The following is a 15,172-nucleotide window of genomic DNA, read 5'->3' on the forward strand; positions in this document are numbered from 1 at the left end:
TACACCTTTTTACGCTGATGCTTTTCGTGTAACAGTTTAAATTTGAAGAAGAATTCTTGTCTGATATGCATTCCCACGCTGGGCGTGGGAACGAGAATTGATGGGATTTAGGTGGGGGGAGAACGCGGGCGTTAAACAGCATCAAGCATAGCGTGGATCTCAGCCATCATCTGATTGGAACCTGCATAAAACGGCGTTCTCTGATGCAGCTTATCCGGCTGAATATCCAGAATATCCTGTACGCCATCTGTGGCCCTGCCACCGGACTGTTCTACCAGATAGGCCATAGGATTACACTCGTACAATAATCTGAGTTTTCCTTCCTTCAGAGTTTCTGTTGCAGGGTAGAGATAAATACCGCCTTTCAGAAGATTTCTGTGAATATCGGCGATAAGTGAGCCGATATAACGGGATGTGTATGGACGGTTTTCCTGAGGCACATTTTCCTGGCAGTATTTGATATAACGTTTCACCCCTTCCGGGAAAGCCAGATAGTTTCCTTCATTGACCGAATAGATGGTGCCGGATTCCGGGATTTTTATATCCGGATGAGAAAGGAAAAAGCTGCCCAGACTTGGATCATAGGTGAACCCGTTGGTTCCGACGCCAGTGGTATACACAAGCACAGTGGACGAACCATAGATGACATAACCGGCAGCCACCTGCGCTCTTCCTGGCTGAAGGAAGTCATTTTGAGTCGGAGGAGAGCCCACCGGGGAAATTCTTTTATAAACAGAGAAAATCGTTCCTACCGATGCGTTAACATCAATATTGGAAGAACCGTCCAGCGGATCAAGCAACACAACGTATTTTGCGTTCTTGTTGAGTTCGCCGTCAAAAAGAACAACCTGTTCTTCTTCTTCACTGGCGATACCGCAAACCTGATCCCGGCTTTCCAGCGAAGATTTAAAAGTTTCATTGGCAATTAAATCCAGCTTCTGCTGAATTTCACCCTGAATATTTTCATCACCTGTAGCGCCGAAAATATCTAAAAGACCCGCCTTATTTATTTCGCGGTTAACGACCTTGGCTGCTAATGCGATAGAGCTGAGCAGAGAAGATAATTCACCGGTTGCGTGGGGAAAGTCCTTTTTCTTTTCGATTATAAATTCACCGAGGGAAAGTGAGCCGGGCATGATAAGTCCTTTTTGTTGAGATGAAAAAAAGCCAGCCGGGAAATGGCTGGCTTCTGATGTGTTAATGCTTATGCATTTTCGTTAGCTTCAGTTACTGAGCTGTTTTTTTTTGAGATTTTGTCGTAAACCCAGATGATAGCGAAGACAGGCAGGATAATCAGAGGTACCACAGAGATTGCCTGGAATGATTCAACTGATGCAATTCGAGTTACTTCTGTCATCATTTCTGGTGATAGTGTAGCCAGTTTATCCGCACCACCTGCTGCTTCAGCACGTGCTGTATCAAAGATTGAACCCATCATAGGAAGTACGAACTGGATAGACAGACCACCTGCGAAACCAAGCAGACCAAGAGCCAGTGCGCCACCGTTAGGGAAACGTTCAGTAATGATACCCTGCATAGTTGGCCACATGTAACATACACCGATACCCCAGATAGTCGCTGCAAGGAATGCAGGTAGTGGAGAGTCAGCAATACTTAGTGCGTACAGACCAGCTGCTGCAAACACACAGCTTACCGTCATCAGACCAACAGATGAGATGTGCTTAAATACAACACCGGCAAAGTTACGTAGTACAAACATCAGGCCACTTACGTAAACCAGTAGCAGGATACCTTTCATACCTACAATGTTAGACAGAGCAACGTTTACCCACTGACCTGGTGCCAGCTCGGATGCAGCAGTCAGGAACATACAAGCCCAGATCACCCAATATAGTGGACGACGAACCAGTTCCAGTACCATATCTTTATAGCTTACGCCGTTTGCAACACGTTCGGTTACCGGGAACTCAACACCGATAGACCACTTAATCATCAGCAAGCCAGGAAGGAACAGTAGCAGAAGGTTAATCTGCCAAGGTAGATCCAGGGCACTGAACAGTACGCCAGACAAACCACCAACAACGATGCCCGCTGGCCACCAGGCGTGCAGCACGTTCAGGCGGTGTGCTTTCTCTTCAGGGAACAGGGCGGCAATCATAGGGTTTGCTGCGGCCTCTACCGCACCCCAACCCAGACCGGTGAGCAACAGACTACACCACACTATCAGCACGGACAGGTCAGTCACAGGTAATACTGCTGCTGCAAGCAGGCCACCAGTACTTAAGATGTAGCCAAAAGCGGAAAACAGTAGCATGTTTTTCATGCCAACCTTATCAACCATTGCACTACCAAATAGCAGTGTCAGGGCAAAGCCGATGAAGGTAGCGCCCAGCGCCTCACCCACCATAGAGGCTGAGCTCATAATATCGATTTTATCGTAGATATCCGCTTGCAGATCAGGTGCAATGTTTGCACGTACTGCAAAACCAAGCCCTATCATAAAGATAGAGAGGTTACCGATTCTAAACAGTAACTTTGTATCGAATTCTTTTTTCATAATCCATTTCCTAATTTGTAGGGTAGTTTTGTTTGGCTTATCCCGTAACTAATCCGGTAGCGGCAGGGAAAGTCATGTAATTCAGAAAGCCTCGTTCATCGAACGTCAAAATTGGTTATTTCTGCAAAAGGATGACTTGCGGCGATCGTCAATTTTTATTTCGAAAATAATATATACGCATTTTTTACATCGAAAAACACAACTTTTGATTGTTTGTGTTGTTGGTCATGTTTTTTCATCTTAAAAGCGCAATTTGGTGAAAAACTGTGATCTGAGACACTTAAATGCGAAGCGGAGTGACAATTTGTAGGTAATAGTCGTTGGAACGAGTTTCATTTTAAAAATGATTTTGATCAGATTTTCGTGCTTAAATTCGCCACTTCAACTGATGAATGCTCAAAAAGTCGATCAGAATCAAAAATACATAAAAGTTGCATTTTTATTTCAAAAATTAAAGATACACTACTCCGTATTGAGTCGATACTAAGTAAAAGCTTTTTTGGGAGGCAGTAACTACAGAAGGTGTTTACCTCTTTGGTTACTGCTTTTTTTTTCGGGAGACAGGACATAAACGAGGTGAACAAATGGCTGAAACAATGACGTTGCACCCTGCATATGATGGTGAAAGTGCAAGGATATACGAGCTTAAAAACAAAAATGGCATGAAGGTGAGCTTCATGGATATCGGAGCAACCTGGTTAAGCTGCAAACTTCCGGTAAACAACCAAGGCAAAGAAGTGCTACTGGGGCTGTCTTCTATGCCTGATTTTGAAAAGCACGGAACTTATCTGGGGGCAACCGTCGGGCGTTTTGCAAACCGTATTGCCAACGGCTGCTTTACAATTGATGGCGAGACATTCCAGGTCTGGACAAATCAGGGCGAGAACGTACTGCATGGCGGTCCGGAGGGGTTTAACAAAAGACGCTGGGCAGCCACCGAACTGGAAGACAACAGCATTATGTTTGCTTTGGTTTCACCTGATGGCGATCAGGGCTTTCCGGGAGAGCTAAAAGCGACGGTTACCTATACACTGACTAATGATAATGAAGTGGTTATCCGCTATACCGCAACAAGTGATAAGCCAACGCCTGTTAACCTGACCAATCACGCTTATTTTAACCTTGAGAATGCAGAAGAGGGTGTTGATTGCCGGGAGCATAAGATTCGTATAAATGCCAACTACTATTTACCGACCAGAGCGGATGGTATTCCTTTCGATGAGTTTGCAGCAGTAAAAAATACCAGTTTTGATTTTACGCAGTTTAAGGCGATCAGCACAGATTTCCTGGCTGATGAGCAGCAAAAAGGGGCGAAAGGGTATGATCACTCCTATATTTTCAATCCGCTAAGGAACACGAAAGAGCCGGTTGCCACTCTGACCAACCGTGATGAATCCATTTCGCTAGAAGTCTATACAGATAAGCCGGCAATGCAGTTCTACACAGGGAACTGGAATGACGGAACGCCAAGACGTATCGGTGGCGAATATCAGGATTATTCAGGTATTGCTCTGGAAACCCAACTTTTGCCGGATGCGCCAAACCATCCGGAGTGGCCGGGAGAGAATTCTATTCTGCAGCCAGGTGAAGTCTATCGTTACCGGACGAAGTATAAGTTTGGTTTTTGATTTTCAGGTTTGAGGAAATGGGCGAGCGAATCGAAGCTCGCCCATTTTTGTTTCCCATCGTGCATTACGGGAAAGGAGTGGTTAGCTGTATAAAGGGCTGATATGGCAAAGTCTTCTTTTTACTTTTTTACCTATATCATTGATTACCTTGTCTACCATCTCAACATGAGAGCTGTGCTGTGAGTTGAGGATATTGGTTAAGCCAGACATCTTATTGCCTTTAATCTGAAAATTACCCTTATTCTCAAGATCCTTCACTACTACAACAGAACCGCCTTCAAATTCTACGCGGGTAAATTTTCTAACCATATTTTTTGCCTTTGACGTTTATAACTATGTTAATTATCTATAGTGATTTCATTAAAAAAATGGAAATCAGGCGTGAATTATAATGTTGAAATAATATTTGTAAATGTATAAAAAATGTAAATTATGCTTGATGATTTGTGATGTCATACCAATACCAATAGTTAGCTGGGATTGGTATTAGATATAATTGATGAAAAAACGCACTTTCCGGTAAGGAAAAGTGCGCTTTAGAAAAGAGGGGGGCTTTGGGGCAGAGCTAAGCAATGATTACATTATCAATGCTTTCAGACAGATTCTGATAGTCGAATTTAGATATCTCGTTATCTACCACCACAGTATCAATCTCTTTCAGGTCTGCAAACTGAGCAAACGAATCTTTATTGATTTTTGTTGAGTCCAGAAGAAGGATTTTGTTGCTGGCAGAGTTAATCATCTCTACTTTCAGATCCGCAGTTTCTGTGTGATAGGTTGTCAGACCTTTATCAAAGCTAAGTGAAGAGGTTGCAAGAACCAGTTTATCAAACTTATATTTTCTCAGTTCAGAAATGGCTGTGCCGCCGTAACTGTAATGGAAGCCTTTACGAACCCGGCCACCTAAGATGTGGACATCAAATTCACTTTTACCTTCCAGCAATTTGGCGATTTCAAAATCGTTGGTAAATATTCTCAGTCTGCTGATGTCTGAGTTTGCAAGAATTCTGGCAAAAGCTGCTGTACTTGTACCTGTGTCGATAAGAATAGAGTCATCTTCTTCTATCAGATCCAGCGCTTTAAAAGCGACTTTTATTTTCTTATCTTCGTTTTCCCTTTCATTCAAAAACTGCTCATGAGCAATGTCTGATTTCAGGATAGCACCGCCATGAGTCCGGATCACTTCGCCAGCTTTTTCAAGCTCGGTTAAATCTGTGCGGATGGTTGCGGTTGTTACATCAAAGTATTGGGCAAGCTCATTTACACTTGCACTTTTCTTTTCTTTTATTAAACCGAGGATTTGCTGCTTACGCTGCTCCCCGTACATCACTTTCTTAGACATGTTGGTCAGACCCCTCTGAAATTACCTATTTTTATTTGTTTTCATTATATGGGGGCTATTTACTAATTACAACCAAATAAAAAATATATTACGAATCAAAAGTGTAAATCTATCTTGTTGAAGTGTAATGAAAAATAGGTGCTTTATCAGGAGTTGTGGTGAACTTAATGGTTTTTAATTATTTTTGCTATACAAAAGTGGTAATCGCAACTGGCGAGTTAAAACAAAAAAAAAGAAAAGTTTTGACCTATATCACAAGCAAACACAAATTAGGCTTTTCAAAACGAAAATTAAGGGGTATAGTGTTTTCGAAATGAAGATAAAGGGACGCTTTCAAAAAAAGACAAAAGTGTTCATTTGATTAAATGAAAATCTCGGAGAGAACGATGAGCTTAACAGTTAAAGAACTTGCTGCACTATTTGACCACACTAACCTTCACGCTTACGCGACAAAGGAAGATTTGCAGAAACTATGTGACGAAGCGCGTGAATACGGTTTTGCTTCAGTTGCAATCAACTCTTACCCGGTAGAAATGTGCCGTGAAATGCTTCAGGGCTGTGACGTACTGACTGGTGCTGCTATCGGTTTCCCTCTGGGTCAGACTACTATCGAAGCAAAAACTTTCGAAGCGCAGGACGCTGTTGAAAAAGGTGCTGAAGAATTCGATTACCTTCTTAACGTAGGTAAAGTACGTGAGCACGACTGGGATTACATCAAGCGTGAAATGGAATCTCTTGTAGCGGTTGCTCGTAAAGGCGGCATCGTATGTAAAGTTATCTACGAAACTTGCTACCTGACTGAAGAAGAGATCATCGAAGTATCTAAGATCGCAGCTGAAGTGAAGCCTGACTTCGTTAAGACTTCTACAGGTATGGGTACTGCTGGTGCAAAACCTGAGCACATTGCAATCATGAAGCAGTACTCTGGCGTTCAGGTTAAAGCATCTGGCGGCGTACGTTCTCTGGCTGATGCCCGTGCAATGATTGAAGCTGGTGCAACTCGTATCGGTAGTTCTTCTGGTATCAAGATTGTTGAAGAACTAAAAGCTGAACTGGCGGCTACTCCAGCTTAATTAATACCAAATAAATCACTGATGTCCGGGCCAGCTTCCTGAGATAGGTATCGGGCATCAGTTTTAAAACCAACGAAGGTTGAATGAAGATGAAAGATAAAATTAACGTATGTCTTATTGGTTGTGGTCGTGCTGGCATGATCCACGCAAGAAGCTACAACGGTAACGTACCAAATGCTCAGTTGATCGCTATCTGTGACCCGTTCGAAGAGAACCTGAAAACAGCACAGGCTGAACTGAATGTTAAATACCAGTACACAGATTACAACGACGTTCTGAAGAACGATGAAGTTGATGCAATCGTTGTTGTTACTCCAACTCAGTTCCACAAAGATATCGTTGTAGCAGCAGCTAACGCAGGCAAGCACGTATTCTGTGAAAAGCCAATGGCGGGTAGTGCAGAAGAGTGTGATGCAATGATTGAAGCGTGCAAAGCAAATAACGTTAAGCTTCAGCTTGGCTTTATGCGCCGCTTTGACGAAAGTTTCCAGAAGGGTAAAGAGATCATCGACAATAAGCAGGTTGGTGAAGTGACAATGATCAAATCTCTTACTCACGGCCCAAGTGAGCCAAAAGCCTGGATGTTCGATATCTCAGACAGTGCCGGTCCAATTGGTGAAGTAAACAGCCACGACCTGGATACTCTACGCTGGTACGCAGGCTCAGAAGTAAAAATGATTCACGCTATCGGCCGTAACTTCCGTTCACCTGAAGTTGCTGCAGACTACCCTGATTACTACGACACCTGTGCAGTTCTGCTTGAGTTTGAAAACGGTGTTCTTGGTATGGTAGACGGCGCTCAGTACGTTCAGTATGGCTATGATGCGCGCGCAGAAATTCTTGGTACTCACGGCATTGCGAAAGTGGGTAGCCAGAAAAACAACAATGTAGAACTTGTGACTAAAGACAAGCTTCTGCACACAGATTCAATGCCTTCATGGACCAAGCTGTACAAAGACGCTTATATCGCAGAAGCGAAAGCATTTGTTGAAGCAATCCAGAACGATACAGAAACTTTGGTTACCGGTCATGACGGTAAGATGGCACTAATTCTGGTTCAGGAAGGTCTGAAGTCACTTCTTGAAAAACGCCCTGTCTACATTGGCAAAGAATAAGTTTGGAGAAGAGTAAGATGAGTATGATGAAAGCAGCACGTCTTAAAGGCAAATTAGACATTCAGGTTGAAGAAGTAGCAATTCCTGAGATCGCAGAAAACGAGATGCTGTTAAAAGTAAAATCAGCTTCTCTGTGTGGTACTGACGTACGTATGTACAAAAACGGCTACAAAGATGTTTCCCCTGAAAACCCGCTTATCATCGGTCACGAATTTGCCGGTGAAATTGCGAAAGTAGGTTCAGAAGTAAAAGGCGGCTACTTCGAAGGTCAGAAAGTGGCTATCGCACCAAACATCGGCTGTGGTACCTGTGATCTTTGTGTAAGCGGTCAGACACACCTTTGTGACGACTATGATGCATGGGGCGTAACAATGGACGGTGGTTTTGCTGAGTATGTTCGCATTCCTGCATTCGCTATCGAGCAGGGCAACATTGCACCACTGGATGATGAAATCTCTTACGCTGAAGCATCACTGGTTGAGCCTCTGAGCTGTGTATACAACGGCCAGAAGCAAATCAACATCCTGCCGGGTGACGATGTACTGGTTGTGGGCATGGGTCCAATCGGTCTGATGCACGTAATGGTTTGTAAGCTGTTTGGTGCTGCTAAGGTTATCGTTGCTGACCTGAGTGACGAGCGTCTGGCAAAAGCAAAAGAGCTGTTCCCTGATGTATACACTGTTAAGGGTGATCTGAAGGAAGAGATCAAGAAGATCACTGGTAAGGGTGTAGATGTAAGTATCATCGCAGCGCCTGCGGCAATCGCTCAGTCTGAGTCTACCGAGTACATGAACATGAACGGTAAGATCCTGTTCTTCGGTGGCCTGCCAAAAGACAAAGAGATGGTGCCACTGAACTCAAACACCATCCACTACAAACAGCTGAGCATCCACGGTTGTACTAAGCAGAGCGTTTACGACTACCGTCTGTGCAGCAAGCTTGTAAACGACAAGCGTATCCCTCTGAACCTGATTGTTTCAGAAACTTACTCAATTGATGAGTTTGATAAGGCACTGGACAACGCTGCAGCGGCGAAAGGCCTTAAGCATGTGATTGCTTTTGACTAAGTGATCATTGCTCCTCCCCCTGAAGGGGGAGGAGCTAAAATACAAAAATATAAAGAATTCAGAACATCTTGTACTTACAAAGGAGGCAGTCAATGGAACCGACATTTCTTGCGGCGATTGACTTAGGGACAAGTTATATAAAAGTTGGTATCTACGACACTTCAGGTAATTGTCTCGCGCTATCAACAAAAGAAATGAAAATTGATAACCCGGCTGCAGGCGTATTTCTGCAAAGCGGTGAGTATATTTTCGATTCTGTTTTAACTTGCTTCAAAGACGCACTGACTAAAATCGACAACCCGGCAAACGTTAAATCCATCGCTTTTACTGGTCAGATGGCCGGTGTTATGGGTGTTGATGAGAACCTGAACGATATCACTTCATGGTCTTGTTCACTGGATACTCGCTACTATCCGTATGCGAAAAACATGCTGCAGAAGCACAGTCGTCTGCTGGTTGAAATATCAGGCACCAACTCACCATTGATGGCACCAAAAATCGAATGGTATGAGAAAGAGTTCCCTGAAGACGCTGCCAAAATCAAAAAGTACATGATGATCAGCAGTTATATCATTGCCAAACTTGCCAAGAGCAAGGTGGAAGATACCACTATCGACAGCTCCTTCATCACTTGGACAGGACTGGCCGATATCGCAAATTGTTCATGGAGCAAAAGGCTTTGTGACCTGGTTGGTATCTCAATTGATAAACTGCCTCGTATTACCAAGTCCAACGAAAAAGTGGCGACTATGGCGCCGGAATACTCTGAGATGCTGGGTCTGAGCCCAGATGTTACTCTGGTATCAGGTTCTGGTGATAAAGTTGCCGGTATCGTTGGTTCAAATGTTTCAGAGATCAATGACTTAGTATTTGAAGCTTCTTCCTACGGCGCAGTGAGCTGCCTGGTTGACAAGTACATCCCTAACCTGAAGTCAATGAACTATGACGCGCTGCTTAATGCAACGGATAACAACTACATTCTGCATAAGTACATCCCGGGTTCAGGCATTATCATTAAATGGTTTAAGGATAACTTCTGTGAAGGCCGTGAGTTCACTGAAATCGATCTGGAAGCAAAAGAGATCGCTGTCGGTTCAGATGCACTTATGTGTATTGGCCTGCTAAGCGGAAGCAATATGCCGTTTAACGAAGACATTAAAGGTATGTTCCTTGGTCACACTCTGATGCATAAACCAGCGCATTTCTATCGCTCACTTCTGGAATCTTATGCTTATGAGATTTCACTAACGGTGGACTCTATCAGAGAGCTTTATCCGCACATTAAGATGGAATCCATCAAGATGATCGGTGGTGGTGCAAACTCTTCGGTCTGGCCACAGATTATTGCCGATGTATGTGACCTGCGAGTGGACATTATGTCCCGACATGATGAAGCCCTATGGGGTACAGCACTTCTTGCGGGTAATGCAATTGGCGCGATTGATGATATCGCAGCAACGGCTAATGCGCATATCGAAGTGAAGCAGTCCTATGAGCCGATTGCTGAGAACAAGGCGAAGTACAACAAGTACAGAGGCCTGTACAGCAAGCTGTGCCACGATATGAACGACTACTTTGTTGAGCTGAACAATATTTAAAATTAAGACAGAATATCTGTCGTGCACCGGACAACTTCAGAGGGTAGTTTTCAGTTACAGGCATAAACTCCAAATTGTCCCTCTGGCATAGCATCGCGCTATGTGGATAACTATAACGATTTTTCGTTCGGGTATCTCACCTTGGATGAAAGTAGAAGTTCCAAGCCTCTGCTTTCATCTTTTTTTTGTTTCCTTTCTTTCATTTCAAAAATCCCATTTGCAAAAATTATCACCTCTTTGTGGTTTGTTTTTGACCTAAATGTATAGTCAATAGCAAATATGTAATTTTTATATCACAAATGTTCGTTTTTCTGTCTATTTAGCCTCTTATCTTGTGTTTCTTATAATAAAAATCCTTTTCATTTCTCCGTAGGCCTTGTGTAACAGCCTGTTACATTGACTGTGATGTAAGTAACACAGTCAGTATTTATAAAAATTAATGCCAAAATTTCTTTTTGAATCGAAAATCAATGGCTATCTTAAGAAAAGTAATCGAAAAATTTGACGGCTAGCACAAATATACGAAAGCCTCATTTTCATATCGAAAATATAAGGTATAGTGTAAGCATAAAGTGATTAGACAGTCAGATTACAAATCGGGGAGACCTGAAAGGATCTAAATGAAACTGACTGTTTTCGAAAAAAAAGGCGGGAGCGATGAAACTAGATACAAGAGCAAAATTAGTACCTGTAACTTTCAGTGAGACTAATGACAGAGAAAAACTGGAATTTGACGACCAGATGTTACGTCTGAAAGAGATGTACGGTAAGGAAGCTGAATTCCTGGATCCGATTGTTGTTGGTGACGAACTGCCAAAAGAAGCTGATGCTATTGTTTTTCCTCAGCTAATCTTTGCTGCTTTCCGTCATCAGGAAGAGCTAAGCCAGTATGACCTGCCAATGGTGGTTCTGACTTCTAAGTTCGGCACAGTTGAAATGTGGGACTGGGAAATTGTTTCTTACCTTCGTGCTCGCGGCATGAACGTATTCTCACCTTACAGTGTTGACCTGGCTAAAGTGGTTCTTCGCTCTATCGGCGTTAAGTCTCACCTTCAGGAAGGCGCTAAATTCCTTATGTTCCAGGACGATCCGGGCGAAGGCATGCAGCCAGGTATCTTCAAGCGTTTCTACTGGTGGGAGCAAGAGTGTACTGAGCGCATGGAAGAAGCAACCGGTGTTCAGATCATCTACCGCAGCTGGAAAGCCGTTAACGAACGTGCTGCTGAAATCTCAGACGAAGATGCGATGGCCGAGTGGGAAACCTGGAATGTAGAGAACGAAGGCCTGAACCAGCAACAGCAACTGCTTCCTGCAAAACTGTACATTGCAATCAAAGAAGTTATCGATGAAGTGGGTGATGTTGAAGGTATCGGTGCAAACTGTCTGAACGAATCTGAAAGCTGTGCAACGACCCCGTGTGTTGTATGGAACATGCTGTTCGAGAAAGAAGACATCATTTGGTGCTGTGAGGGCGATACCCTGACTATGCTTAGTACCTACATCATGTACCGTTCACTGTACGAACCAATCATGATGACAAACATCTACCCATTCCTTGTTGGTATGGCGGCAATTGCTCACGAAAGAATGGATGCCTTCCCGGATGTACCTGAGCCGGACAACTGTGCTCTGGGTGTTCACTGTGGCTACGGCGGTAACGCAAACCGTAAGTTCTGTACTAAGTACAAGATGGTTCCTAAGTGTCTTGCTATCGTGGATGACAATGCGCACGTAATTGATTGTGAACTACCAACGGGCCCTATCACTCTTGCGAAAATCCATCAGGATTTCAATGAGATTGCGATTATCCCTGCTCAGCTTGAAGAGTACATGCAATTCCCTGGAACCGACGCGCTAAACGCATCACTGATCCGCTACAAAGATGGCGAGAAGGTAATGGATGAACTATCCAGCCACCACCAGATGATTATCGTTGGTAACCAGAAGGCGAAACTTCAGCAGATGGCTCGCGTGTTTAACTGGAATGCAAAAGTAATCGACTAACACAACATATAACAAAACTGGCGCGGCCTGCGGGGGGCGGAGGTCGCCGCCAGAACCAACAAATTATGAAATAAGGATGAAACAAATGAAAAAGTATAGAGCTGCCGTTATCGGTACTGGTTTTATCGGTCTGGGTCACGTTGAAGCACTGCGCCGTATGGGTAATGTAGAAGTTGTTGCTATCTGTGATGCTATGAATGCAAAAGAAAAAGCAGAACTGATGCATGTAGAGAAATACTACTACGACTACAACGAGATGCTTGCAGCGGAAGATCTGGACGTAGTTCACGTTTGTACACCAAACAACACTCACTACAAGATCACAGTTGATGCGATGAAAGCAGGCGTTAACGTGATGTGTGAAAAACCACTTTGTCTGAACCCTGAAGAAGCAGAAGAGATGGTTAAGGTGAAGAACGAAACTGGTATGACTGGCGGCATCAACTTCCACAACCGTTTCTACCCAATGCCAACTGAAATGCGCCAGATGGTTAAAGAAGGCAAACTGGGCCGTATCTTTAACGTTCACGGTGGCTATGTTCAGGACTGGATGTCTAAGCAGACGGACTACTCTTGGCACGTAGAACGCGAGAACACAGGTAACTCTCGTTGTGTTGCTGATATCGGTCTTCACTGGGCTGACCTGGCTGAAAACGTAACAGGCTCTCGCATTGTTGAGGTTATGGCTCAGTACGCGACTGTATGGGAAGAGCGTCTGCAACCTGAAGGTGAAGTTGAAACTTTTGCTGAAGCATCTGACGATATGACTTACACCAAGCGTCCTATCAACACTGAAGACCACGGTAACCTGATGATGAAGTTTGACAACGGTGCAATCGGTACTGCTGTTATCTCTCAGGTAATGCCTGGCCGTAAGAACAAGACTGACCTTATCGTTTCTGGTACTGAGCTGTCTGTTCACTGGGATACCGACTCTATTACTGAGCTGTGGGTTGGTCACCGTGATAAGCACAACGAAATTGCAACTAAGTCTGCATGTGTTTCTCCGCAAAGTATGGCGGTTTCTACTTACCCGAACGGACACGTGGAAGGCTTCCCGGATGCATTCAAGCACAACTTCACTAAGTTCTACGCGTCTCTGGATAAAGAGAATACAGATGAGATTGAATACGCGACGTTTGAAGACGGTCTGCACCTGATGAAGGTTCTGGAAGGCTTCTACCAGTCAAGTGTTGAAGGTAAGTGGATTAAAATCCCTGAGTAAATTCCGGGCTTACTGGATGTGCCTGATTCCACAAACCGCTTGCAAGGCTCCGGTGTGTGGATGATACATCACCGACCGGCATGTTTGCTCCATCAGGCACAACCAGCAATCCCTACGCAGTTAATAAAATTAAAATGAATATTCAATAGGTGAAATAAAATGAAAATCGGAATTGATAGCTACTGTTTCCATCGTTTCTTTGGTGAAGTTTACCCAGGACAAGAAGTACCTGAGAAGAATCTGACTGTATTTGAATTCATCGACTTCGCGGCAAGCGTTGGTTGTGACGGTGTTTCTCTTGAGTCTTGTTTCCTGCCTGGCCGTGATGACGAAACTCTGGCTAAGATCAAAGCTAAGCTGGATGAGCATGGTCTGGACCGTGTTTACGCATGGGGTCACCCGGATGGTCTTGAGCGTGGTCAGAACCCTGAAGCGTTCGCGGATATGAAAGAGCAGATCCGCTGCGCGGTAGCGATTGGCGCTGACGTAATGCGTGTTTGTGGTTCATCTCTGATGTTCCGTCACGAAGATCACCAGCCACAGATTGAAGCTCTGATTGCTCAGTTTAAAGAAGCGGTAGTTATTGCTGAAGAAGCTGGCGTGAAACTGGCTATCGAAAACCACATCGACTACACAGCGGATGAAATCATGCAGATCCTTGAAGGTGTTGATTCTTCTTACTTCGGTGTGAACTTCGATACAGGTAACTTCCTGCGTCTGCTGGACGATCCAATCGAAGGTATGCGTAAGCTGGCTCCACACGTAATGGCGACTCACACTAAAGACCTGATGGTTGATACAAGTGTTCCGCCAACAGAGTGGCACTTCTTCGCTGGTGTTCCTGTAGGCATGGGTCTGGTGGATAACCTTGAGCTTGCACGTATCCTTGATAAGGCAGACTTCCAGGGCTTTATGGCTGTAGAAATCGACTTCCCGCACAAAGACTGGACCGGTCTGGAAGAAGAAGCGGTACGTATTTCTGTTAAGAAGCTACGTGAAATCTCAAACCAGGTTATTGCTGAGCGCAACGCTGCCTAACAAACCTCGGAAGCAGCACTGTCTGGTGCTGCTTCAATCTCTGTTTAAATACTTTTTCGTTTTTATCAGAAAGCTAAAAATTATTTAGGCACACCAAATATAAACACAAATCAATAGCCTGCCATGGAGCTTCTCTATCTGTTTTTCACAGGGGGAGGAGGTTCTGTAATTGCCCGCCATAGGTGTTGCTCAGAAAGAATTCAGTTGAAACTGCACAGAGAGGGAGAAAAGTGAAAACGGCAAAAGAGATATTAGGGGATTGTCTGCAAAAGATATTCCCTGAGAGCAGCATTGATACATCAGAGACAAAGCTAAGTGTGAATATTGACGAACCGAGACTTATAGGCGTTTCTGTACAGTCACTGGATTTTGATTTTTATGACAGGGAGCTGGCTTCTGTACAGGTCACAGCAGAAAACAACGGTCATCAGCTTTTATTTGGGGAAGATTTTGCCGCTCAGGTCAGTTTTAGTATGCATGAAAAACTACTAAGAATAGCGGATTTTCCCATCTATTCACTAAGTGACCTGAAAAAGGTTATCAGACAGCAATACTGCTAAGGAC

13 protein-coding genes are annotated in these 15,172 nt (G+C 44.0%); 9 read left to right on the forward strand and 4 right to left on the reverse strand.

Going from position 1 to position 15,172, the window contains the following annotated elements; translation table 11 throughout:
* Window positions 1-131: 131 nt before the first annotated feature.
* Window positions 132-1,136 (reverse strand): class 1 fructose-bisphosphatase, encoded by a 1,005-nt coding sequence (gene fbp / locus L3Q72_RS20885; RefSeq protein WP_275132483.1) that lies wholly within the window; start codon window positions 1,134-1,136, stop codon window positions 132-134.
* Between the two features lie 68 nt (window positions 1,137-1,204).
* Window positions 1,205-2,518 (reverse strand): MFS transporter, encoded by a 1,314-nt coding sequence (locus tag L3Q72_RS20890; RefSeq protein WP_275132484.1) that lies wholly within the window; start codon window positions 2,516-2,518, stop codon window positions 1,205-1,207.
* Window positions 2,519-3,102: 584 nt separating this feature from the next.
* On the opposite strand from L3Q72_RS20890, the gene galM reads away from it, so the two are divergent.
* Window positions 3,103-4,146, forward strand: a complete 1,044-nt coding sequence (galM, locus tag L3Q72_RS20895; protein WP_275132485.1) for a galactose-1-epimerase — start codon at window positions 3,103-3,105, stop codon at window positions 4,144-4,146.
* 81 nt (window positions 4,147-4,227) lie between these two features.
* Here the strand turns inward: galM and L3Q72_RS20900 are convergent, their stop codons facing one another.
* Both L3Q72_RS20900 and L3Q72_RS20905 read right to left on the reverse strand, forming a co-directional pair.
* The gene (locus L3Q72_RS20900; protein ID WP_275132486.1) at window positions 4,228-4,455 is read right to left on the reverse strand and encodes a hypothetical protein; all 228 of its coding nucleotides are present in this window, start codon (window positions 4,453-4,455) and stop codon (window positions 4,228-4,230) included.
* 256 nt (window positions 4,456-4,711) lie between these two features.
* A complete protein-coding gene (locus L3Q72_RS20905; RefSeq protein WP_275132487.1) occupies window positions 4,712-5,488 on the reverse strand; it encodes a DeoR/GlpR family DNA-binding transcription regulator in 777 nt (258 codons plus the stop codon).
* A 386-nt stretch (window positions 5,489-5,874) separates the two neighbouring features.
* Between L3Q72_RS20905 and deoC the strand changes: the two genes are divergently transcribed.
* The 8 genes from deoC to L3Q72_RS20945 all read left to right on the forward strand — a co-directional run bounded on the left by deoC (window position 5,875) and on the right by L3Q72_RS20945 (window position 15,168).
* Window positions 5,875-6,561 (forward strand): deoxyribose-phosphate aldolase, encoded by a 687-nt coding sequence (gene deoC, locus L3Q72_RS20910; protein WP_275132488.1) that lies wholly within the window; start codon window positions 5,875-5,877, stop codon window positions 6,559-6,561.
* Window positions 6,562-6,650: 89 nt separating this feature from the next.
* A complete protein-coding gene (locus L3Q72_RS20915) occupies window positions 6,651-7,676 on the forward strand; it encodes a Gfo/Idh/MocA family oxidoreductase (protein ID WP_275132489.1) in 1,026 nt (341 codons plus the stop codon).
* Window positions 7,677-7,693: 17 nt separating this feature from the next.
* Window positions 7,694-8,743, forward strand: coding sequence for an alcohol dehydrogenase catalytic domain-containing protein (locus L3Q72_RS20920; RefSeq protein ID WP_275132490.1), 1,050 nt, complete (start codon window positions 7,694-7,696; stop codon window positions 8,741-8,743).
* Window positions 8,744-8,835: 92 nt separating this feature from the next.
* Entirely contained in the window at window positions 8,836-10,341 is a 1,506-nt protein-coding gene (locus L3Q72_RS20925) for an FGGY family carbohydrate kinase (RefSeq protein WP_275132491.1), read from the forward strand.
* 657 nt (window positions 10,342-10,998) lie between these two features.
* The gene (locus L3Q72_RS20930) at window positions 10,999-12,345 is read left to right on the forward strand and encodes a hypothetical protein (RefSeq protein WP_275132492.1); all 1,347 of its coding nucleotides are present in this window, start codon (window positions 10,999-11,001) and stop codon (window positions 12,343-12,345) included.
* Window positions 12,346-12,430: 85 nt separating this feature from the next.
* A complete protein-coding gene (locus L3Q72_RS20935) occupies window positions 12,431-13,570 on the forward strand; it encodes a Gfo/Idh/MocA family oxidoreductase (RefSeq protein ID WP_275132493.1) in 1,140 nt (379 codons plus the stop codon).
* 159 nt (window positions 13,571-13,729) lie between these two features.
* On the forward strand, window positions 13,730-14,608 hold the full coding sequence (locus tag L3Q72_RS20940; RefSeq protein ID WP_275132494.1) for a sugar phosphate isomerase/epimerase family protein: 879 nt from the start codon (window positions 13,730-13,732) through the stop codon (window positions 14,606-14,608).
* Between the two features lie 230 nt (window positions 14,609-14,838).
* Entirely contained in the window at window positions 14,839-15,168 is a 330-nt protein-coding gene (locus L3Q72_RS20945) for a hypothetical protein (protein ID WP_275132495.1), read from the forward strand.
* Window positions 15,169-15,172 lie beyond the last annotated feature (4 nt).

The organism is Vibrio sp. JC009, from assembly GCF_029016485.1.
Lineage (GTDB): Bacteria > Pseudomonadota > Gammaproteobacteria > Enterobacterales > Vibrionaceae > Vibrio.

What these genes read in the sequence shown, in the direction of transcription:
- L3Q72_RS20925 (WP_275132491.1), top strand. Translation starts at nt 8,836, where the DNA reads ATGGAACCGACATTTCTTGCGGCGATTGACTTAGGGACAAGTTATATA.
- L3Q72_RS20930 (WP_275132492.1), top strand. Translation starts at nt 10,999, where the DNA reads ATGAAACTAGATACAAGAGCAAAATTAGTACCTGTAACTTTCAGTGAG.
- L3Q72_RS20905 (WP_275132487.1), bottom strand. Translation starts at nt 5,488, where the DNA reads ATGTCTAAGAAAGTGATGTACGGGGAGCAGCGTAAGCAGCAAATCCTC.
- deoC (WP_275132488.1), top strand. Translation starts at nt 5,875, where the DNA reads ATGAGCTTAACAGTTAAAGAACTTGCTGCACTATTTGACCACACTAAC.
- galM (WP_275132485.1), top strand. Translation starts at nt 3,103, where the DNA reads ATGGCTGAAACAATGACGTTGCACCCTGCATATGATGGTGAAAGTGCA.
- L3Q72_RS20890 (WP_275132484.1), bottom strand. Translation starts at nt 2,518, where the DNA reads ATGAAAAAAGAATTCGATACAAAGTTACTGTTTAGAATCGGTAACCTC.
- L3Q72_RS20900 (WP_275132486.1), bottom strand. Translation starts at nt 4,455, where the DNA reads ATGGTTAGAAAATTTACCCGCGTAGAATTTGAAGGCGGTTCTGTTGTA.
- fbp (WP_275132483.1), bottom strand. Translation starts at nt 1,136, where the DNA reads ATGCCCGGCTCACTTTCCCTCGGTGAATTTATAATCGAAAAGAAAAAG.
- L3Q72_RS20920 (WP_275132490.1), top strand. Translation starts at nt 7,694, where the DNA reads ATGAGTATGATGAAAGCAGCACGTCTTAAAGGCAAATTAGACATTCAG.
- L3Q72_RS20935 (WP_275132493.1), top strand. Translation starts at nt 12,431, where the DNA reads ATGAAAAAGTATAGAGCTGCCGTTATCGGTACTGGTTTTATCGGTCTG.
- L3Q72_RS20940 (WP_275132494.1), top strand. Translation starts at nt 13,730, where the DNA reads ATGAAAATCGGAATTGATAGCTACTGTTTCCATCGTTTCTTTGGTGAA.
- L3Q72_RS20915 (WP_275132489.1), top strand. Translation starts at nt 6,651, where the DNA reads ATGAAAGATAAAATTAACGTATGTCTTATTGGTTGTGGTCGTGCTGGC.